Origin of the sequence: Komagataeibacter oboediens (assembly GCF_003207815.1) — a bacterium.
Classification (GTDB): Bacteria; Pseudomonadota; Alphaproteobacteria; order Acetobacterales; family Acetobacteraceae; genus Komagataeibacter; species Komagataeibacter oboediens.
On the sequence record NZ_NKTX01000029.1, the window covers coordinates 12,788 to 31,938 of the forward strand.

Sequence of the window (19,151 nt, forward strand, 5' to 3'; positions counted from 1 at the left end):
GCGCAGGGGCGCGCCAGGTTGGGAAAAAGGTAACATGGTTCCCCCTGTTACGGGGCCATGGGCGGCACTCTAGCGCACGATGGCAATTCTTGCACCATTGCCAAAGGCATGGGCGTGCACCGTAATGCGGTTGGCGGGGACGCCACGGGCCTGCAGCATGTTGCTCAGCGTGCGCGTGCGCAGCAGCGCGAGGTTGAGGGCGGCGGTCTGCCCTTCCGCCGTGGCGGTGGCGGCATTGCCGTAGCCGTTCACGATCACGAAGCTGTTCCCGCGTTCCCGGACGATCGTATTCACCACGTCTTCCTCGCCCTCCTCGATCTGGTCGGAACCGGGCAGGAAGTGGACCGGATCCCCGTCATCCGGTGTTGCCAGGTGATAGGCGGGCGCTTCCAGGCCATCGCGCGCGGCGTTGTCAGGAAGGGTGATCCCCCCGACCGAGGGAAGCCGGGGCGGTCCGTCCGCGATCTGCGGCAGGTTGGCGGGAATGGCTTCGGGGTGGTCGGACACCGTCTGCGTGACTTCGGGCATGACCAGTTGCCCGCTGCTGTCGCGCGTGGGTTCGGGCTGGCGGGCCATGCCCTGTTCGGATTTCGGCTGGCTGCCGCCTTTCGCATGCCCTGCCTGCGCGCCATCATCCGCCGCCGCGAGGGAGGCGGACTGCCCGCCGCCATTGCTGGCCGGATGCGTGGGGATGGGCGGGATGTCGGCAGCCGTGGGCATGGTGCCCATGATGGCGTCCTGTCGCTGGTTCAGTTCGCGCTGGGCCTCAAGGTCGGCGGTGATGTCCTCGCGCAGTTCGGGGGAGGGCAGTTCAGGCGTACCGGTCGGTCCCAGCCCGATCTTGGGATAGGGCAGGTGCGCGCCCGGCGGCGGGGGACGCTGCTGGCTGATCACGCCACCCTGATGGCTGTGGTACCAGTCGCTCAGGGAATCGACCGTGTCCTGGTGGTGCGCACAGCCGGCCATGCCAGCGGCCAGCAGCGCCAGCAGCGCGGCCCGTCCGGGGGCGACATATCTGGATGACGGAAAAAAAAATCTTCCGGGACTTGGCGATAGTGCCGGCTTTCCCAATCTTAGCTCCCATGGCCATTTGCGGCCTGCACACAACACGACCGGGGCAAACTAGCCTGCAATGCCGATCTTAGCGAGGGGGTACGCAATGCCGGTGCCAACCGCCCCATCCATCCCATTGTCAGGTCGGGACTTGGCACCGGGCGCAAGGCAGCGCAGGATAAGGACATGAATAGGCCAGTCCCGGAGAATAGGGAGAACCCGATGAACGGCATGCAGCCGAACCACCGCATCCGCATGGATGATGAAGATCCCAGGGATCCCGATATCCCCGAACCCCAGGGCCCGGAAACCGAGGAACCTGACCGGAACCGCACGCTGTCCTCCCCCATCGGGGAACTGGAAAGCCGCCTGTTTGACCAGCGCAAGGTGCTGGTGTTCGGTCCGATCAATGACAAGATTGCCCGCGATGTGACCGGCCGCCTGCTGGCGCTGGCTGGTGCGTCGGACAAGCCGATCGATGTGTACGTGAACTCCCCCGGTGGGCATGTGGAAAGTGGCGACACCATTCATGACATGATCCGCTTTGTCGATTCGGTGGCGCCGATCAACATGATCGGTACCGGCTGGGTCGCATCCGCCGGTGCGCTGATTTTCGCCGCGGGCAACAGGGAGCGGCGCTACTGCCTGCCCAATACCCGCTTTCTGCTGCACCAGCCCATGGGGGGCGTGCGCGGGCCCGCGACCGATATCGACATCGAGGCGCGTGAAATCATCAAGATGCGTGAGCGCCTGAACCGTCTGTTCGCGCGCGAAACCGGGCAGCCTTATGAAAAGGTGTGCAAGGACACGGACCGCAATTACTGGATGTCCGCGCAGGAAGCGATTGATTACGGGCTGGTAACGCGCGTGATCGACAAAATCTCTGACCTGCATTGATTTAAGGCAAGGCGGACCGCCTGACGGGTCCATAATGCTAACGGCGCGTTGTGCGGGGGATGTTTCGACATTCCCCGCAAATTTCAGATAACAGTTCTGCACTTGGTAACTGGTGTGATATGGACACCGGCAATCCGGGTGCCAGCTGTTGGGATGAATGCCACATCGGCCGGCGTATCCACGCGACACCGTTCCGAGCAGCGAGCCGACATGACGAAATCACTTTCCGACATCTACACCACACTGCCCGAAGCCCGTGACCCGGGGGCCGCGACCCCCGATGCCGTGGCAAAGGCCGATTTCAATGCCCGCCACTGGTCCAGCCCGGTGCCGGGGCCGCTTACGCCCGGGTCGGCGGAGCACAAGAAGGCCGTGGCGGACATGTTCCGCGACACCTTCAATCCCTACAAGCCCTCGGTCATTGAATGGCCCAAGTTGGACAAGGAAACGCTGGAACGCGTGACCTCGCTGCCCATCTGGGACATTGCCGTGCAGACTGAAGGCAAGGCCCGCCTGCGTATGGCGGCCTACGCCCGTCTGATTGACGATCCGGACATGAAGGATGCCCTGTCACGCAATGCGTGGGAGGAAAACCGGCATAAGGAAGTCCTGTCCAAGATGGTGGCGGCCTATGACATTCCGCTGGCGTCCGAACCGCCCTACATCGAACCGCGTGATGTGGAATGGGCCTATATGGTCACGGGCTTTTCCGAATGCGTGGACAGCTTCTTCGCGTTTGGCCTTTTTGCCATCGCGCAGAAATCCGCTTTCTTTCCCCCCGCGCTGATCGATACGTTCGAACCGGTGATGCAGGAAGAATGCCGCCATATCCTGCTGTTCGCCAACTGGTTGGCATGGCACCGCGCCACCATGCCGATGTGGAAGCGCCCGTGGTTCGAACTGCGCGTAATCGGGGTCTGGCTGTTCCTGCTGTATGAACGGCTGGGCATGGTCACGACATTCGATGCCGAAGGCAACAGGCACGAGCAGGACAACAACTTCACCGTGAATGGCACCAAGGACGTCGCCAATGTCGACGTGCCGCTGCGCGACATGATCGACATCTGCCTGATCGAGAACGAACGCCGTTTCTCGGGCTATGATCCGCGCCTGCTGCGGCCGAAGCTTGCGCCCAACCTTGCGCGTATCGTCCGTTTCTTCCTGCCGCGCACGCCCAATTCCGCCAGTCTGGAAAGCCAGCCCGGCGCGGCGTAAGCCCGGCGGTTGCCCCGGCTGCCCGTTAGTGGCAGCCGGGACTTTTTGTATCAGCCCAGCGTGGCGGTGACGGAACCCGCGCCAAAATCAAGCTGGCCCAGATAGGCCACGCGGGTGGCGGGTACGATATCGCCAATCCGTCCGCCCTCGATCCGGGCATAGGCATAGACCTTGCTTTCCTCCTCGTCGGAGGAGCCGATCGCAAGTCCCGCGAACTGCGTGCCGGCCTCATCCTTCAGCTGCCAGACATCGCCACGCACCACCGCATCGTATTTGTAGCGGAAGCCGGGAACGATCCTGGTCAGCAGCAGCGGCATGACTTCCGTGACATCCAGCGCCGTGCGCACGAAGGCGGTGCAGGCTTCGTCCGGCACGAAATAGCCCTTGGCGGCCGCTGTCATCATGATCAGGCCGGGCGTTGTCTTTCCGTTCGCGACAACGCGGCTGCGAATGACAATTTTCTGGTCATCGCGCGAGATTTCCGAGGCAAGCATCACGGTACCCACCGGCGTATCCAGCAGGTCGGGCACAACGGTCATCTGTGTCAGGGGAAGGGTGGCGAGCGTGGTCATTCTCATTCTCCAGCAGGCATGTGTCTGTGGCGCGACAGGTCGGACTGTGCGCCCTGTCACGTTTCATGACAACCATACGCTCCTTCATGTGTTTTAGGCTGCATGGCACACGCGCGTCATATGCGTGGCAGGAATACCCCACTGTTACCGTATGCGCGATACCATTGGCGCAGCGGGGCGCTGGCCCCATGTAACTGATGGACGCCATGCGCATCGCCGCGTGGTGCGTAACGGGAGGGAAGATCGGATGTCAGCTTATATCAGGAAGGGGCTAGCGGCCCTGACGGTCGGGATCATGGTGGCGGCAGGGCACGGTGGCGTAGCACATGCGCGCGGTCATTCGCAGGCGGCAGGTAGTGCGGCTGGCGGCTACACCCCCGGCGGGTCAGAAGCGGATGATGCATCCGCCGGCATAGCGGGGGACTACAGTTCGCCCGAAACCGGCATGGGTGGGGGCGTGCCGCAGTTCCATAATGATGGCGAGGAATCCGATCAGATGACCGGCACCATGATGATGCCCGGCACCGCGTCAGGCAGCGGCGCCCCCGGTATGAGCGATGGCGGCTATACCAATATGCATATCGGCGGGGAGGACAGTTCGATTCTTCCCGGTGTTGACTGACGGGCGCAGCGGCGGCAGCGTGCCCATCCCTTATGTAGCGATCAGGACCATAGGTGGGCGCGATGGCAGCCTATTCATCCATTCCGTCATCCCGGCCCACGCGGTATAGCTGGGAAACCCGCTGGCTGCACTGGGTCACTGCCGTACTGGTGGTGGAACAGTTCGCGGTGGGGCAGCTGGCGTGGCACCTGATGGACCGTGCAGCGCCGCTGCGCGCGTTTCTGGTCGTGACGCATACGTCGCTGGGCGTGCTGCTGGCGGCGGTGTTCGTGACCCGCATGACATGGGCGATGACGGGGGGGCGGGCCATCCGTTTTCCGGTCGTGACCTTTCAGGACCGGGTGGCGCGCAGCGTCCACCGCCTGCTTTATCTGCTGCTGGGTGGTGAGATCGTGTTCGGTTACATGGCGCGATGGAGTACGGGGCGGCCTGTCATTGCGTTCGGGGTGCCCATCAACTCCCCTTTTCCGGAACTTCTGGGCGGAACACATTCCTTTTTTTCGTCATTACATCACTGGAATGCGTGGTTACTGTTCGGACTCGCGTGTTTCCATGCCGGTACCGGGTTTCATCACCTGCTGGTCAGGCGGGACCGGGTTTTCCAGCGCATGCTGCCATAAGGGCGGCATGTGACCGCCGCATGGTGTTGTTTCCCGGAATGTGCGCAGTAACAAACGGAAATATAGTAGCGGATAGGTATAATTTAGGAATATAAGCCTATTATTGGCTTTTTATAATGGTATTCGATCAAAAAAATCAGGTAGTGCTGACTGTCTTCGGCATTGGGACTGTGATCGGCAGCCATGCAATTTTCCATGGGATATTTTTTGTTGCATATCCTGTGGAGGTTTACTAATATCCAGTTAATCTCAGCAAATATAAACATAAATAGATGATAGCCTGTTTAAATGCCCCTATCGTAGGCGGTTGATGCAAGCTGGTTCCCCGTATTTTCCATGCGGTGGCAGGTTTTACCCGAAATCTGCCAGTAGCCAGAATTGTATTGCTGTCGAAAAATGGAACCAATGAGCAATCATATCTATGAACTGAGGGTCTATAATCCCTTTCTGCTTTCTGGCGCGTTGATTGTTTGTGTATTGGGCGCATGGATTACCATGCGACTGGTCGCCCGCGTGTCGGAAACCCGTGGCAGGCAGCGTCTTGGCTGGTATTTTCTGGCCGCCATGGCGGGTGCCAGCTTTGTCTGGTGCACGCATTTCGCTGCCATGCTGGCCTATCATGCCGGTGCCGACGTGCATCTTGACCCGCTGCGGACCGCGCTTTCGCTGCTGGCCATGTTCGTGGCCGTGCCGTTCGCGATCATGGCGGCGGTCAGGCTGCATGGGCATGGCGGCTGTGTGGTGGGGGGGATCATCCTCGGCCTTGGTATCGCCAGCATGCATTACATCGGCATGGCGGCGTACCACATTGATGCGCCGGTGACATGGAACATGCCGCTGGTGATCGTGTCGGTCCTGATTGGTATTGTCCTGTCTGCCGTGGCGCTCCGGCTGGCGTTGCGCCCGGTCAGCCTGCGGCGCGAGGTCGAAATGACGCTGGCCATGGTCGGCGCGGTCGCCGGGCTGCATTTTACCGGTATGGCCGCCATGCATATCGCCATGCCGTCGCATATGCAGATGCCGCATGACAGCGGACAGTTCCAGGCCATTGGTTTCGCCGTCATCGGCGGGTCCATGCTGACGATCATCGCGGGCATCGCCTGCTTTGTCATTGACGGCAGTGTGCGGCAGGAATCGTATGATGAACTGCATCGCATGGCCATGTCCGACGCGTTGACCGGGCTGCCCAACCGCATAAGCTTCAATGAACGTCTGGATCAGGAAGTCGCAACGGCGGACCAGACGGGCGAGCAGTTTGCCGTTATTGGCATTGATCTGAACAAATTCAAGGAAATCAACGATACGCGCGGTCATGCCGCAGGCGATATCGTGCTGACCACGCTGGCCGAACGTTTCAGCGCCCTTCTGGGGGAGGGTGAGTTCGTGGCCCGTCTGGGTGGGGATGAATTCATCGCCATTCACCGTACGTCGGACAGGGAGGAACTGCAGGGTTTCGTCAAACGTATCCAGCAGGCGCTGAACCAGCCCATTCCCATTGACGATTACATGGTCACCAGTGGCGGCAGCATTGGCGTCGCGGTCTATCCGATTGACGCGACGGACAGCGAAACCCTGATTTCGCGCGCCGATCTGGCCATGTATCGCGCCAAGACCGACCTGCACCATACGATCTGGTATTATGAAAGTTCGCTGGACCAGAACGTGCGCGAACGCCGTGAGCTGGGTGATGACCTGCGCAACGCCATGGAGAACGGGCAGCTTTCGCTGTTCTATCAGGTGCAGACGGTGGTCGCGACGGGTGAAGTGTCCGGGTATGAGGCCCTGCTGCGGTGGGAGCATCCGGTGCGTGGCAACATATCGCCTACGGAAATCCTGGATCTTGCGTATGAAAACGGTCTGATCATCGAACTGGGTGAATGGGTCCTGGATCAGGCATGCAAGGCTGCGGCCGATTGGGACGAGGGCATCCGGGTCGCGGTCAACATGTCGGCCTCCCAGTTCCTGCTGCCGCGCTTTGCCGATACGGTCAGTGCCGCGCTGGAGCGCAGTGGCCTGCCCGCCAGCCGTCTGGTGATTGAAGTGACCGAGGCCACGATCCAGCGTGACCGCCCGCGCGCACTGGCCATGGCCCGCAAGGTGCATGCGCTGGGGGTACGGCTTGCGCTTGACGAGTTCGGGGGACAGAAATCGGTGCTGTCGATGCTGCGCGAATTCCCCTTCGACAAGATCAAGATCGACCGGACCCTGATGCAGCAGGTGGGCACGGATCCGGCCACGGCCGAACTGGTGCGCTCCGTCATGCTGGTGGGACACGCGCTGCGCGTCTCGGTTCTGGCGCAGGGTATCGAAACGCCGGCACAGCTTGCGCTGCTCTCATCCGAAGGCTGCGACGAAGGCCAGGGCTATCTGATCGGCCGTCCCGCGCAGACACCGGGGGCCGCGACCGCGCCTGCGGCCGCTGTCCGGGCCATGCCATCGACCTTTGCCGCGACACCCATCCGGGCCGCCTGCGCCCCCGTATTCTATCCCGCAGCCTGATGCCTGCGGGACCCGTCCCATGAAACAGTGCGAGAAAGTAATGAACCCCCACGCAGCCCCTCCCGTGACAGATGATATAAAACCAACCACCAAGCTGGACATGACAGCCGATGTCAGTCTCCAGCTTCTGGAACAGGCCACCGATGGTGTGGTGATCATCAACGAGCGTAACGAGGTTGTGTTCTTCAACCCGGCGGCGGAGAAGCTGTGGGGCTTTACCGAGGACGAGGTGATTGGCCGCAACGTCAGCTGTCTTGTGCCGTCGGTCTATCGCGCCGACCATGACAGCTACATCTACAAGAACCGCAAGACCGGCGTGAACCGCATTGTCGGCACCTCGCGCGAGGTCACGTTCGAAAATAAGGCGGGTGACTACATTTCCGGTGAGATGTCGATTTCGACCGCGCTGCTGGGGCCGGAAAAGAAGCGCTATTACATGGCCTTCATGAAGGGCGTGACCGAGGAAAGCCACCGCCGCAAGCTGCTGGACCTGCAGAATACGGTGTTCCAGGCCATTTCCAATGACATGCAGGTGGAGGACGTGGCCGACCTCGTCTGCCGTGAAGTGGAAAGCTTTGTCCCCAACACGGTGTCCGCCATCATCCTGCTGGATGAAAACAACCGCCTGAGCATCCTGTCCGGTCCCGGCCTGCCGCGCCGTTATGCCGCGGCCCTTGAAAACATGGTGCTGACCGAGGGCGACCTTGCGGCGCTGGGCAATGACCTGTCCGAAGCCAACAGCATCGTGTGGGACAGCTACCGCTCGCTCGGGATCTCGCTGGGGCTGCATAACTGCTGGGCTTCGGCGATCAAGTCGCGCAACGGGCGGATCTCGGGCATTTTCGCCCTGTATTCGCGCAACCAGTACAAGCTGAGCGACTGGCCCCAGAAGATCGTGACCGGCTGTGTGCCGTTCTGCAGCGTGGTGATCGAGAATTACGAGGCCCAGCAGCACATCTCGCAGCTGGCCAACCATGATTCCCTGACCGGCTTCCTGAACCGGACCGCCATCCACACGGTCATCAAGTCGATGATCGACCGGCCGGGTGACAACGAATTCGCGGTCTTCATGATCGACGTGGACCGTTTCCGCGACATCAATGACACCCTTGGCCATCAGAATGGCGATGCCTTCCTCAAGGCGATTGCCGAACGGCTGAAGGGCATGTCGCGCAGCAATTATATCCTCAGCCGTTCGGGGGGCGATGAATTCGTCATCGTCATGCCGGACAGTGACGAGGAAAAGGCCGTGGCCTTCGCCGAAAGCCTGATCAAGGCGATGCAGGAACCCATCGAGATCGCGGGCAATCTGCTTGTCGTCTCACTGGGCATCGGCATCAGCATCTTCCCTGAAAACGGGCCGGATGGCGAATCCCTGCTTGGTCATGCCGAAATCGCCATGCGCCGGTGCAAGAAGGAAGCGCGGGGCGGCTACTGCGTATCCAGCACGGCCGACAACCGCGCAGCCCAGGACCGGCTGCTGCTGGGCTCGGCGCTGCGTGAATCGCTGGCCAAGGGCATGCTCAACCTGCATTACCAGCCGCAGATCGATATCATGGAGGGCAAGCTGTATGGCGTGGAGGCGCTGTCGCGGTGGAAGCACCCCACACTGGGCAACATCTACCCCTCACGCTTCATCGCGGTAGCGGAGGACACCGGGCAGATCGAGACGATCGGCACCTGGTCGCTGGAGGAAGCGACGCGCCAGATCATCGAGTGGGAACGCAAGGGCCTGTATGTCCCTACCGTTTCGGTCAACCTGTCGGCTGCGCATTTCCGTAACCGTGGCCTGCCCGCGCTGATCGAACGGATCCTGAAAGAACGCGCCCTGTCGCCCGAACGCCTGACCGTTGAAATTACGGAAAGTGTGATGATGGACGAGAACGAGGATACGATGGCGGGACTGGCTGCCATCCGGAATCTGGGTGTGGGGCTGTCGATGGATGATTTTGGCACGGGGTATTCGTCGCTGTCGCGGCTGACGCGCCTGCCGCTGACGGAAATCAAGATTGACCGCAGCTTCATCATGAACCTTGAACACGACCCAAATGCGCAGGCCGTAACCACGGCGGTGATCGGGATTGGCAACCGCCTGAACATGACCGTGGTGACCGAAGGGGTCGAGACGGAGGCGCAGCTCAAGCTGCTCAAGGGGCTGAACTGTGACGTGGTGCAGGGCTACCTGTTTGCCCGTCCCATGGCGCCCGAAGACCTGCTGCAGTGGTCGGAAGGCCCGGCCATGTCGCTTGTCTCCGATATGGCGAGGCATGTCCTTGTCGAAGGTGAGCCCACGAAATAGTTCCCCGGGCAGCCCGTGGGCTGCCCGTCCGTCCCGGTGCGCCTGCCTGGAAACAGGCATGTATAATTTTGGATTACCATGAAAACCGAGAACTCCAAGCCGCTACCAACTGTCGCGACGATTCCCGATATCAGCTTTGAACTGCTGAATCAGGCAAAGGATGGGATGGTCATCATCGATGACCACAACACGATCCTGTACGCCAATCCTGCAGCCGAGGCATTGTGGGGTTATGACCCCGGCATGCTGGCGGGCAGACCGGTGTCTGAACTGCTGGCCTCGTCAGTCGGTAATGGCAGGCTGCCGTTCGATGTGACGGCGCCTGCGCTGGAGCCGGTCGCGGGTGAAGTCACGTTTGAAAACCGTGACGGGGACTATATCTCCGCCGAGGTCAGCCTGACGACGGCGCGGATCGGGACCGACGGGCGCACCTATCGCCTGATGATGGTGCGCGGCATTACCGGTGCGGGCCATCGCAGCCGGGTGATGGAACTGCAGAATACGGTTTTCCGTTCCCTGTCCAGCGACATCCAGATCCAGGACGTGGCCGACATGGTCTGCCGCGAGGTGGAGGTGCTGGTCCCCAACTCCGTCGCCGTGCTGGTCCTGCTGGATGAGCAGAACCGCCTGCGCATCCTGTCCGGTCCCGGCATGCCGCGCCGTTTTGCCGCGGCGCTGGAGGAAATGCGGCTGACGGAAGCGGATATAGCGGCCCTTGCCAATGACCTTGGCGAAGCCACCACCATCGTGTGGGACAGCTACCGTTCCGTGGGCATTTCGCTGGGGCTGCATCACTGCTGGGCGTCGGCCATCAGCACCCGCAACGGGCGCATCACGGGTATTTTCGCGCTATATTCGCGCTCCGAACGCAACCGGGGCGAATGGCCAGCCCAGATCGTCAGCAGCTGCGTGCCGTTCTGTGGCGTACTGATCGAACAGCACGAGGCGCGGCAGCATATCTCGCAGCTGTCGAATTATGACCCGCTGACCGGTTTCCTGAACCGTACGGCGGTGCATAAGGTGATCCGGTCCCTGATCGGTCAGCCGGGCGACAATCATTTCGCCCTGTACATGATCGACATCGACCGCTTCCGCGATATCAATGACGCGCTGGGTCATATCAACGGTGACGGGTTCCTGAAATCCGTTTCCGAACGGCTGAAGGGCATTTCGCGCAGCAATTATATCCTCAGCCGGTCCGGATCGAACGAATTCCTGATCATCGTTCCGAATACGCGCAAGGAAGATGCGCTGAAATTTGCTGACCGGCTGCATGAATGCGTAAAGCAGCCGATCGAGATCGGCGGCAACATGATCGTGCCGACCCTGGGGATTGGCATAAGCCTGTTCCCCGAAAACGGGCCGGATGGCGAATCCCTGCTCAGCTATGCCGAACAGGCGATGCGTCAGGCCAAGCGTTCGGGCCTGGGCATGACGCACCTTGCGCGTTCGGAAGATAACAAGGCGGCGCAGGACCGGCTGCTGCTGGGTTCCGCGCTGCGTGAATCGCTGGCGCAGGGGCTGCTCAACCTGCATTACCAGCCGCAGATCGATGTCCGCAACAATACGCTGTATGGCGTGGAGGCGCTGTCGCGATGGAACCATCCGACACTGGGCAACATCTATCCCTCGCGTTTCATTGCCGTGGCCGAGGAAACCGGACAGATCGAGGCCATTGGCACATGGTCGCTGGAACGCGCGGTGCAGCAGATCCTGGAATGGGATGCCCATGGCATTTACGTGCCGACGGTTGCGGTCAACCTGTCGGCGGGGCATTTCCGTAATCGCAACCTGCCCGGTTTCATTGCCCGCCTGCTTAGTGACAGCAAGCTGGAGCCGCATCGTCTGACGGTTGAAATTACCGAAAGCGTCATGATGACGGAAAACGAGGATACGAACATGGTCCTGCAGGCCATCCGTAACCTTGGCGTGGCATTGTCGATGGATGATTTCGGCACGGGGTATTCGTCACTGTCGCGGCTGACGCGCCTGCCGCTGACGGAAATCAAGATCGACCGCAGCTTCATCATGAACCTCGAACACGACGCCAATGCGCAGGCCGTGACCACGGCGGTAATCGGGATTGGCGGCCGGCTGGGCATGACGGTCGTGACCGAAGGTGTTGAAACCGTGCGGCAGCTTGACCTTCTGTGCCAGCTTGGCTGTGACGTGGTGCAGGGATACCTGTTCGCCCGCCCCATGACGCCACAGAAGCTGGAGGAATGGATCAGGGAAGACCGCCTGCAGGCCGTGCTGCAGAAGGCGCTGGAAGAACGCACCGCCATCGGTGCATAACCCGCCCCCATATGGACCGACACCCGACACCCCGACCCGCAAGGGCCGGGGTGTTTCATTATGGGGGCCATCCGGGGTGGTTTGCATGCCACCGGACGCGTGTCATACATCGGACCAGGACGTGATGGGCACAGGCATGGCCCGGCACGGTTTTCTTCGCCCGCGCTGCCGGTTTGCGGGCAATGGCCACAGGATAGTTCCATGACCTTACCCGTTTTTGATCTTTGTCTGAAAAATGGCAGCGTTGTCCTGCCTGATGCAACCGTCGTGACTGATGTATATGTGCGCGAGGGGCGTATCGCCCGGATTGGCGGGACAGGGGATGCCGGTCGCGTCATTGACTGTACCGGTCTGACCATCCTGCCCGGGGTGATCGATACGCAGGTCCATTTCCGTGAACCCGGCCTGACCGGGGCGGAGGATCTGGCAACCGGCAGCATGGCCGCCGTGATGGGTGGCGTGACCGCCGTATTCGAAATGCCCAATACCAGGCCCGCCACCGACAGACCCGAGGCCGTGCTGGACAAACTGGAACGCGCGCGTGGCCGCATGTGGTGCGACCATGCGTTTTATGTCGGCGCCACCACGGAAAATGCGGATCGGTGCGGTGAACTGGAAATGCTGCCCGGCACGGCGGGTATCAAGATTTTCATGGGATCGTCCACCGGCAGCCTGCTGGTATCCGATGATGCGGTGCTGGAGCGTGTGCTGCGTTCAGGCCGCCGGCGTGTCGCCATCCATGCCGAAGATGAGGCCCGCCTGCATGAACGCCTGTCCGAACGCAGGGCGGGTGACCCATCCAGCCACCCTGTCTGGCGTGATGAGGAAACGGCCCTGCGCGCCACGCAGCGCATCGTGCGGCTGGCCCGGCGTACGGGGCGGCGCATCCATGTGCTGCATGTCACCACGCCTGCGGAACTGGAATTCCTGTCCGCGCACAAGGATATCGCCAGTTGTGAAGTCACGCCCCAGCACCTGACACTGGCGGGTGAGGAAGCCTATGCCGAACTGGGCACGCTGGCGCAGATGAATCCGCCTATCCGTGGTCGGAAATGGCGCGATGGCCTGTGGTACTGGATGGGGCAGGGGGTGCCCGACATTATCGGTTCCGACCACGCGCCCCATCCGCTGGAAGCCAAGCAGCGCAGCTATCCCGAAACACCTTCGGGCATGCCTGGCGTGCAGACGCTGCTGCCGCTTATGCTGGACCATGTGGCGCATGGTCGCCTGTCGCTGCGTAGGGTGGTGGACATGACGTCCGCCGGTCCGCAGCGTCTGTTCGGGTTGGTACGCAAGGGGCGGATCGCGGTGGGGTACGATGCTGATTTCTCGGTGGTGGACCTTGCCGCGCGCTGGAGGGTGCAGCAGGAATGGCTGGCTTCCAAATGTGGGTGGTCGCCGTTTGTGGGCCGTGAACTGATCGGTCGCCCCATGGGCACGATCATTCGTGGCAATGTGGTCATGTGGGAAAACCAGCTTGCCCCCAGCGCACAGGGCGAACCCCTGCTGTTTGACGCGACCGACCGTCCGCAATCCGCTGGTACAAGGGCATAACAGTCTTTGGGCGCCGTCTTTTTTGAAAAAAAGCGGCGTTTCCTGAAACGTTCCGAAAAAGCGTCACCAAAAGCTTTTCGATGTTCTGCAGTGTGTGTCCATGGAACAGACGCGACAGATGCCATATCAATCAGATTGATCTGGTCACATAATCCATTTTATTTTCAGGAAATAAAATGGTGCCCAAGGGCGGGATCGAACCACCGACACTGCGATTTTCAGTCGCATGCTCTACCAACTGAGCTACTTGGGCACCGGGCCGTCTGTCCGGCTGGGTCAGGGCAGTCGGGACCGCCGTGACGTTGGACAAGCGTTTAACCTACCTCATCATCGGGATCAACCCGTCTTGTGTATTTTTCATCCTCTTCAGAAGGAATCTCTGTCGAGGGCACGCGGTACTGCCCCGAAAACCAGCGGCTCAGGTCCACATCCGCGCAACGGCGCGAACAGAAGGGGCGGTACTGCTCCCGTGCGGGCTGCCCGCATATGGGGCAGGGGGGAAGGGCGGGCTGTTTAGCCATGATCGAATCTCCAGCCATTGGCGGGCAGGTCCTGATCCATGACTGGCTGGAGCGCGCGGCCCGTCAGGCGCACGAAATCCTCCATCCAGTCCGGATGGTCCTGCAGCAGCGTCATGATACCATGGCCACACCCCATCGTGACGGGACGACCATCTGGCGGCATGCCCCGATGCGCCTGCATCTGTCCGCGCAGCGCCCGTAATAGTCGTCCTTCGGTGGACTGGAACAGTTCATGCAGCGGGGGATGCACGCGCGGGCGGACGATTTCCGCCAGCCCGAGCGCCGTAAAGCCCAGGAAGCGCGGACGCAGCGGATCGTTCTTCAGCAGCGCCTCGACCGTTTCCGACAGCGCCCGGCGTTTGCGTATGGCAAGTCCCGCGACATCGACAATGATCGCGCCAGACAGGTTGCGCAGCCTCAACTGGTGCAGCAGCTCCGGCAGCGCGTCGCGATTGGAGGCGAACTGGGCGGTCTGTTTGGGACGACGGTCCATGCTGGTCGCCCCGCCATCCATGTCGATCGCCACCAGCGCGGGGGTGGGGGTGATGCTGGCCGACATGCCACCGGGCAGGGACACGACGGGATCTTCCAGCGCATCGGCCTGCGCACGCAGGTCACTATCGAATGCGGAACTGACACGTGCCAGTCGTGGGTGAAACACTGCGGGCAACCGTGCCGCGATCGCGGCATCATCAATAATGATCGGGGCATGCGGATAATACCGGGCCAGCCGTTCCAGCGGCGAAGGGCCGCGCCGCAGCAGCTGCGGTTCCGCCCCGCCGGGCAGATCGGGCGGCAGGTTGCGTGCGCCCAGCCTGACCCCCTTGCCCCCCTGCGCACTGCGCGTAATGGTGACAAGGACGGTCTGTCCCTGCGTCAGGGGGCCCAGCCCTTCCGAATCAGGCAGGAAGCCTGCCTGCTCCAGTCCCGGCAGGGTGACGAACGTACCACCCAGCGCGGGGACATGGGCGCTGACCCGGGCGCGATAGATATCGCCCACCCCGTCAGCAATGTCAGGCCGCCACAGGGCAAAATCCTGCATGATGCCATCCGTCGTGACAGCAATGCGGACTTCCCCGGGACTGCTGCTGGCGCAGATGCGCATGCTCACCGGAGCCAGCACCCCTTCTGCCCACGCAGCATCTGCGCGGTTTCGAACAGGGGCAGGCCGACAATGCCGGTGTAACTGCCGGACATGAACCGGACAAACGCCGCCGCATGGCCCTGTATGGCGTAGCCTCCGGCCTTGCCGTTCCAGTCGCCTGCCTCGATCAGCGCATCAATCTGCAACGGGGTCAGGCGGGAGAATGTCACCGTGCTGGCGACCAGCCGGTTCCCCGCGCGACCATCTGGCCACGCGGCGGTGGGACGGATGGCGACGGCGGTAAAGACGGTATGACGCCGTCCTGACAGCAGGGTCAGGCACCGGCGCGCCGTGTCAGCGTCCTCTGCCTTGGGCAGGATGCGCCGGCCAAGGGCGACAACCGTATCGGCGGCAATGACCAGTGCCGGACAATCCAGCCCACCAGCCACGTGTTCGGCCTTTTCCGTTGCCAGACGCTGGGCATACGGGCGAGGCAGTTCATCGCGCCGGGGCGTTTCATCGATATTGGCTGGATGCACCTGATCGGGAACCAGCCCGATCTGGCGCAGGAGCGCAAGCCTGCGGGGGGAAGCCGAGGCAAGAACAAGCTGCGCGCCCATATCCGCCCCCGTGGAGACGGCTTCTGCGGTGGTAACCGACAAGGGCGGCTTACTTGAAGCGGAAGGTGATGCGACCCTTTGTCAGGTCATAGGGCGTCATTTCCACATTCACGCGGTCACCTGCCAGCACGCGGATACGGTTCTTGCGCATCTTGCCGCTGGTATGCGCAAGGATGGTATGCTCATTATCCAGTGTCACGCGGAACATGGCATTGGGCAGCAGTTCGGTTACTGTGCCACTGAATTCGATCATGTCTTCTTTAGACATCGTGTCCTTCAATCATCAAGGTTGCCGTCCTGCTGCGGGCCCGCAGCGCAGTACGGTTGGTTTATGTGGGGATACTCACCGCCCGGGTCAAGTTTCCTTATGCGCACGATCAAGGTCGGCCAGCCGGACGGACACGCTCAATGCATGTGCGTCAAGCCCTTCGGCTTCCGCCAGGCTGACGGCAGCGGGGCCGATCTTCCGCAGCGACTCGGGCTGTGCCTCAATGAACGTGGTGCGCTTGATAAAGTCGAACACCGACAGCCCGGAGGAGAAACGCGCCGTGCGGCTGGTTGGCAGCACATGGTTCGGGCCGCCCACGTAATCGCCAATGGCCTCGGGGCAGTACCGACCGACAAAAATGGCACCTGCATGCCGTACGCGGCGGAAGACCGGGGCCGGATCGTCGATCATGAGTTCCAGATGTTCAGGCGCGATGGTGTTGACAAGGTCTGCGGCCTCATTCAGGTCACGCACCGTGATGATCGCGCCATGCGCGTCCCAGCTGGTGCGGGCGATTTCGGCGCGCGGCAGGGTTTCCAGTTCGGTTGCGACCGCCTGTTCCACCTTCGCCGCCATACGCGCGTCGGGCGTGATCAGGATGGACTGGGCCATGGGGTCATGTTCCGCCTGCGCCAGCAGGTCGAGTGCGATGGCACGGGGATCGTTGTTGCCATCCGCCACCACGACCACTTCGGACGGACCAGCAATGCTGTCGATTCCCACCGTGCCGAAGACCTGCCGCTTCGCTTCGGCCACATAGGCGTTGCCCGGTCCCACTACACGGTCCACCGGTGCAATGGTAGCCGTGCCATAGGCCATGGCGCCCACGGCCTGCGCCCCGCCCACGCGATAGATTTCGGTTACGCCCGCGCGCCGCGCCGCTGTCAGCACCAGCGGATTGAGCGTGCCATCGGGCGTGGGCACGCACATCGCGATCCGCCCCACGCCCGCCACATGGGCGGGAATGGCGTTCATCAGCACCGATGACGGATAGGCCGCCTTGCCACCCGGCACATACAGCCCCACCGAGTCCAGCGCCGTCCAGCGCATGCCCAACGTCACTCCGGCATCATCGACATACCGCATGTCGGTGGGCATCTGCGCCCGATGGAACGACTCGATCCGGGTTGCCGCGGTTTCCAGCGCGTCCAGCAGTTCGGCAGAGACCTGACGGCAGGCGGCCTCGACCTCCTCTGGCGTGATCTTCAGGGTGGCAGGGGTTACGTCGGCCCGGTCGAAGCGGTTGGTGAATTCACATAGCGCGTCATCACCACGCGTCCGAACGGCGGCCAGGATTTCGGTTACGGGGCCGTCCACGCGGGCGGTGTCGCTGTCGCGGTCGGCCAGCAGCGCGGAAAATTCAGACCTGAAATCGGGCTGGGTGGTATCAAGGCGCTTCATGCCTGCGAATCCTTGGCTTGTGCGGAATTGGACGCCAGCGCCGCGCGGAAACGGTTGATGACCGCCGTGATGCGTTCAGGCTGGGTTTTCAGCGCCGTGCGGTTCACGATCAGGCGGCTGGTGATGTGGGCGATGGTGTGGGTTTCCTCCAGCCCGTTGGCGCGCAGCGTTGACCCGGTATCAACCAGGTCCACGATCAGGTGCGACAGGTCCAGGACCGGGGCCAGCTCCATTGCGCCATGCAGGTGGACGATGCTGGCGTTTATGCCGCGCGCGGCAAAGTGGCGGCGCGTCAGCGAGGGATACTTGGTCGCCACCCGCACCTGTGACAGGCGGTTGGGATTGTCTTCTAGTCCGCTGCGGTCCTTGGGCTGGGCAATGGAAATGCGGCATCCCCCGATCCCCAGGTCAAGCGGGGCATAGATTTCGGGGTAGTCGAATTCCATCAGCACATCCGCACCGCAGATGCCGATCTGCGCGCCGCCAAAGGCGACGAAGGTCGCGACGTCGAACGAACGCACGCGCACCACGTCAATGCCGGGGTCATTGGTTTCAAAGCGCAGCAGGCGGCTTTTCTCGTCATTGAAATCCGGTCCGGGCACAATGCCCGCCCTATGCAGAAGCGGCGCCGCGGCCTTGAGGATACGGCCCTTGGGCAGGGCGAGTATCAGCGGGCTATCCGTTTCCGGAACGGCGGTCTGGGCCGGTGACAGGACGGTCAATGCATTCTCCGACATGAAGGCAGGCACCCCCATGATACAGGGCACGCCTTTGGTGACATGCGCGCATACCACATTCAGCCATCATGCAGGAAGGGCAGTTTTCTTTGCTCAGATATCTAAGGTACCTGTGTGAGTGGCGAGAACATGGCGGCATCGTGCTCGGCACGGCATGCGGCAGGGTCCGGCGCGGCTGGTGCTTTTTGCAGTGCGGTTATATCCGCCTGTGCGGCCCCGAATAGCGGGGTCACGTCCGGTGCCGTGGCGAAGAGGCTGAACAGCGTGGCCCCGTTCATGTAACCTGCCCATACGTCAGTCGCCCAGTGTACGCCGCACACGACACGGCTTTCACCAAAAATGCGCCCCCGTTCCATGATGCTGGCCGCACGATCCGGCAACAACCGTGCAAGCAGCAGGGCTGTCGCCCATCCATCGGTCGTATGTCCCGATGGATAGGCAAAACTGGGTTTTTCACCCGGCGGGCGGGCAAGGCAGAGTGGTGCGTCTGGCATTTGCACAAAAGGCCGGCTCCGGTGCCAGTATTTCTTCTCAGCCGAGACAGTGGGCTTGATGAAGTCCTTCATCCGCTCCAGCAGGGCTGCCAGATGCGGTGCGCGCTCCGCATCAAGCCGGAACCCGGCAGCGCAAGAAAAGTCTTCCAGCAATACTGGTACCGTAAGAGCCTGATCCGAAAGTTTTTGAACAATACCAGCCTGTTGTGATTCATCCGTCTTTACGAAGAGATGGAGTGAATGGTGACATGGACTGGTATTGCCCGACGTGAACATAGCCGGGAAGGACTGCGATATCCATCGGATATGATGGACGGGGAATGGGCTTTGATCGTGCCATTTGTGCCCCCTGCGAAACGGGGCGGTCGCCCTCGCACGACGGATATGCGCGAGGTGGTCA

At 61.8% G+C, this 19,151-nt stretch carries 17 protein-coding genes, 1 tRNA gene and 1 pseudogene; 9 read left to right on the forward strand and 10 right to left on the reverse strand.

What is annotated here, in order from left to right; genetic code table 11:
* Positions 1–69: 69 nt before the first annotated feature.
* Positions 70–1,071 carry an OmpA family protein gene (locus tag CFR80_RS11525; protein WP_010515974.1) on the reverse strand — a complete coding sequence of 334 codons (1,002 nt, stop codon included), beginning with the start codon at positions 1,069–1,071 and terminating at the stop codon, positions 70–72.
* A 204-nt stretch (positions 1,072–1,275) separates the two neighbouring features.
* On the opposite strand from CFR80_RS11525, the gene CFR80_RS11530 reads away from it, so the two are divergent.
* Entirely contained in the window at positions 1,276–1,950 is a 675-nt protein-coding gene (locus CFR80_RS11530; RefSeq protein WP_010515973.1) for an ATP-dependent Clp protease proteolytic subunit, read from the forward strand.
* Positions 1,951–2,160: 210 nt separating this feature from the next.
* Positions 2,161–3,165 (forward strand): ferritin-like domain-containing protein, encoded by a 1,005-nt coding sequence (locus tag CFR80_RS11535; protein ID WP_010515971.1) that lies wholly within the window; start codon positions 2,161–2,163, stop codon positions 3,163–3,165.
* Between the two features lie 50 nt (positions 3,166–3,215).
* On the opposite strand, the gene CFR80_RS11540 is transcribed toward CFR80_RS11535, so the two are convergent.
* Positions 3,216–3,737 carry a hypothetical protein gene (locus CFR80_RS11540; protein ID WP_110507391.1) on the reverse strand — a complete coding sequence of 174 codons (522 nt, stop codon included), beginning with the start codon at positions 3,735–3,737 and terminating at the stop codon, positions 3,216–3,218.
* Between the two features lie 247 nt (positions 3,738–3,984).
* Between CFR80_RS11540 and CFR80_RS11545 the strand changes: the two genes are divergently transcribed.
* The 6 genes from CFR80_RS11545 to CFR80_RS11575 all read left to right on the forward strand — a co-directional run bounded on the left by CFR80_RS11545 (position 3,985) and on the right by CFR80_RS11575 (position 13,626).
* On the forward strand, positions 3,985–4,359 hold the full coding sequence (locus CFR80_RS11545; RefSeq protein WP_029329694.1) for a hypothetical protein: 375 nt from the start codon (positions 3,985–3,987) through the stop codon (positions 4,357–4,359).
* A 62-nt stretch (positions 4,360–4,421) separates the two neighbouring features.
* The gene (locus tag CFR80_RS11550; RefSeq protein WP_010515967.1) at positions 4,422–4,979 is read left to right on the forward strand and encodes a cytochrome b; all 558 of its coding nucleotides are present in this window, start codon (positions 4,422–4,424) and stop codon (positions 4,977–4,979) included.
* Positions 4,980–5,384: 405 nt separating this feature from the next.
* Positions 5,385–7,478 carry a putative bifunctional diguanylate cyclase/phosphodiesterase gene (locus tag CFR80_RS11560; protein ID WP_110507392.1) on the forward strand — a complete coding sequence of 698 codons (2,094 nt, stop codon included), beginning with the start codon at positions 5,385–5,387 and terminating at the stop codon, positions 7,476–7,478.
* 40 nt (positions 7,479–7,518) lie between these two features.
* Positions 7,519–9,777, forward strand: coding sequence for an EAL domain-containing protein (locus CFR80_RS11565; RefSeq protein ID WP_010515964.1), 2,259 nt, complete (start codon positions 7,519–7,521; stop codon positions 9,775–9,777).
* 78 nt (positions 9,778–9,855) lie between these two features.
* Positions 9,856–12,072, forward strand: a complete 2,217-nt coding sequence (locus CFR80_RS11570) for a sensor domain-containing protein (RefSeq protein WP_010515963.1) — start codon at positions 9,856–9,858, stop codon at positions 12,070–12,072.
* Positions 12,073–12,273: 201 nt separating this feature from the next.
* Complete coding sequence (locus CFR80_RS11575) at positions 12,274–13,626, forward strand: dihydroorotase (protein ID WP_010515962.1); 1,353 nt, start codon at positions 12,274–12,276, stop codon at positions 13,624–13,626.
* 177 nt (positions 13,627–13,803) lie between these two features.
* Here CFR80_RS11575 and CFR80_RS11580 read toward each other — a convergent pair.
* From CFR80_RS11580 to CFR80_RS20105, 8 genes are all read right to left on the reverse strand, one after another.
* Positions 13,804–13,879 (reverse strand) — tRNA-Phe (locus CFR80_RS11580).
* A gap of 61 nt (positions 13,880–13,940) precedes the next feature.
* Entirely contained in the window at positions 13,941–14,147 is a 207-nt protein-coding gene (locus tag CFR80_RS11585) for a DNA gyrase inhibitor YacG (protein WP_010515961.1), read from the reverse strand.
* The gene (locus CFR80_RS11590) at positions 14,140–15,252 is read right to left on the reverse strand and encodes a ribonuclease E/G (protein WP_258367781.1); all 1,113 of its coding nucleotides are present in this window, start codon (positions 15,250–15,252) and stop codon (positions 14,140–14,142) included. Before CFR80_RS11590 ends, CFR80_RS11585 begins: the two co-directional genes overlap by 8 nt.
* A 2-nt stretch (positions 15,253–15,254) precedes the next feature.
* Positions 15,255–15,851 carry a Maf family protein gene (locus CFR80_RS11595; protein WP_010515959.1) on the reverse strand — a complete coding sequence of 199 codons (597 nt, stop codon included), beginning with the start codon at positions 15,849–15,851 and terminating at the stop codon, positions 15,255–15,257.
* A gap of 49 nt (positions 15,852–15,900) precedes the next feature.
* Positions 15,901–16,119, reverse strand: a complete 219-nt coding sequence (gene infA, locus CFR80_RS11600; RefSeq protein WP_010508114.1) for a translation initiation factor IF-1 — start codon at positions 16,117–16,119, stop codon at positions 15,901–15,903.
* Positions 16,120–16,206: 87 nt separating this feature from the next.
* Entirely contained in the window at positions 16,207–17,520 is a 1,314-nt protein-coding gene (hisD, locus tag CFR80_RS11605) for a histidinol dehydrogenase (RefSeq protein WP_110507394.1), read from the reverse strand.
* Positions 17,517–18,314 (reverse strand): ATP phosphoribosyltransferase, encoded by a 798-nt coding sequence (gene hisG / locus CFR80_RS11610; RefSeq protein ID WP_010515957.1) that lies wholly within the window; start codon positions 18,312–18,314, stop codon positions 17,517–17,519. Before hisG ends, hisD begins: the two co-directional genes overlap by 4 nt.
* A gap of 44 nt (positions 18,315–18,358) precedes the next feature.
* A complete protein-coding gene (locus tag CFR80_RS20105; RefSeq protein WP_110507395.1) occupies positions 18,359–19,027 on the reverse strand; it encodes a phosphatase PAP2 family protein in 669 nt (222 codons plus the stop codon).
* Here CFR80_RS20105 and CFR80_RS11620 point away from each other — a divergent pair.
* Positions 18,992–19,151 (forward strand): annotated as a pseudogene (locus CFR80_RS11620) (IS5/IS1182 family transposase); the annotation flags it as partial. The gene CFR80_RS20105 and the pseudogene CFR80_RS11620 overlap by 36 nt on opposite strands.

Bases quoted from the DNA above. Each gene is read 5' to 3' on its own strand.
- CFR80_RS11530 (WP_010515973.1), top strand. From the start codon at position 1,276: ATGAACGGCATGCAGCCGAACCACCGCATCCGCATGGATGATGAAGAT.
- CFR80_RS11535 (WP_010515971.1), top strand. From the start codon at position 2,161: ATGACGAAATCACTTTCCGACATCTACACCACACTGCCCGAAGCCCGT.
- CFR80_RS11540 (WP_110507391.1), bottom strand. From the start codon at position 3,737: ATGACCACGCTCGCCACCCTTCCCCTGACACAGATGACCGTTGTGCCC.
- CFR80_RS11545 (WP_029329694.1), top strand. From the start codon at position 3,985: ATGTCAGCTTATATCAGGAAGGGGCTAGCGGCCCTGACGGTCGGGATC.
- CFR80_RS11550 (WP_010515967.1), top strand. From the start codon at position 4,422: ATGGCAGCCTATTCATCCATTCCGTCATCCCGGCCCACGCGGTATAGC.
- CFR80_RS11560 (WP_110507392.1), top strand. From the start codon at position 5,385: ATGAGCAATCATATCTATGAACTGAGGGTCTATAATCCCTTTCTGCTT.
- CFR80_RS11565 (WP_010515964.1), top strand. From the start codon at position 7,519: ATGAACCCCCACGCAGCCCCTCCCGTGACAGATGATATAAAACCAACC.
- CFR80_RS11570 (WP_010515963.1), top strand. From the start codon at position 9,856: ATGAAAACCGAGAACTCCAAGCCGCTACCAACTGTCGCGACGATTCCC.
- CFR80_RS11575 (WP_010515962.1), top strand. From the start codon at position 12,274: ATGACCTTACCCGTTTTTGATCTTTGTCTGAAAAATGGCAGCGTTGTC.
- CFR80_RS11585 (WP_010515961.1), bottom strand. From the start codon at position 14,147: ATGGCTAAACAGCCCGCCCTTCCCCCCTGCCCCATATGCGGGCAGCCC.
- CFR80_RS11590 (WP_258367781.1), bottom strand. From the start codon at position 15,252: ATGCGCATCTGCGCCAGCAGCAGTCCCGGGGAAGTCCGCATTGCTGTC.
- CFR80_RS11595 (WP_010515959.1), bottom strand. From the start codon at position 15,851: ATGGGCGCGCAGCTTGTTCTTGCCTCGGCTTCCCCCCGCAGGCTTGCG.
- infA (WP_010508114.1), bottom strand. From the start codon at position 16,119: ATGTCTAAAGAAGACATGATCGAATTCAGTGGCACAGTAACCGAACTG.
- hisD (WP_110507394.1), bottom strand. From the start codon at position 17,520: ATGAAGCGCCTTGATACCACCCAGCCCGATTTCAGGTCTGAATTTTCC.
- CFR80_RS20105 (WP_110507395.1), bottom strand. From the start codon at position 19,027: ATGTTCACGTCGGGCAATACCAGTCCATGTCACCATTCACTCCATCTC.